Annotated in this window: 1 protein-coding gene; it reads right to left on the reverse strand. The window is 46.3% G+C overall.

Annotation, left to right across the window (positions count from 1 at the left end):
* Positions 1-56 precede the first annotated feature (56 nt).
* Positions 57-266 (reverse strand): hypothetical protein, encoded by a 210-nt coding sequence (locus tag MWC30_RS21790; RefSeq protein WP_244086299.1) that lies wholly within the window; start codon positions 264-266, stop codon positions 57-59.
* Positions 267-557: the final 291 nt, after the last annotated feature.

Genomic DNA, 557 nt, shown 5'->3' on the forward strand with positions numbered 1-557 from the left:
TCTTTGTACTGGTCTGGTCTGTGAAGGGAAACGGCACGAGGACAATGTCGCCGAACTCATAGCCGATCATAGTCGGCATCCTCGGGATTGTCCCAGACCTTTTGGAAGGCTTTTTGGGAGAGTCTTGCTGCTGACTTCCTTAGACGGTTTTCTTCGTCACGCTGATGTAGAAAATCTACGAAGTCCTCTACCTCGGCAAATTTATCAAACGGCAATGCCCTAATTTTTTTAATCAATATTTGCTCGCGTAAAACCTCTTCGTTCATCTTTTCCGCCTCCCGGATAAGCGTTTAAGGATCCATGCACGGATCTTTAAACAGGTAGCATTCCGGTGTCAGATACTATTCCAATATCCCAAGGTTCTTAGCCCTACAACGCCAGATGACCTTTGGGGTTCTGTCATCCCGAACGATACCACAGAGGGATCTTAAGATTTCTCACTGGCATTCGAAATGACATTATGAGCCGAAGTGGTGTTGTAGGGTTAATCTCCGTCAATCTGTGTAATCTGCGGATGGATGAGGATCATGGAATATTCTTTTGCCCACCCAATCCCC

Source organism: Desulforhabdus sp. TSK (assembly GCF_022836495.1).
Lineage (GTDB): Bacteria > Desulfobacterota > Syntrophobacteria > Syntrophobacterales > Syntrophobacteraceae > Desulforhabdus.

What these genes read in the sequence shown, in the direction of transcription:
- MWC30_RS21790 (WP_244086299.1), bottom strand. Translation starts at nt 266, where the DNA reads ATGAACGAAGAGGTTTTACGCGAGCAAATATTGATTAAAAAAATTAGG.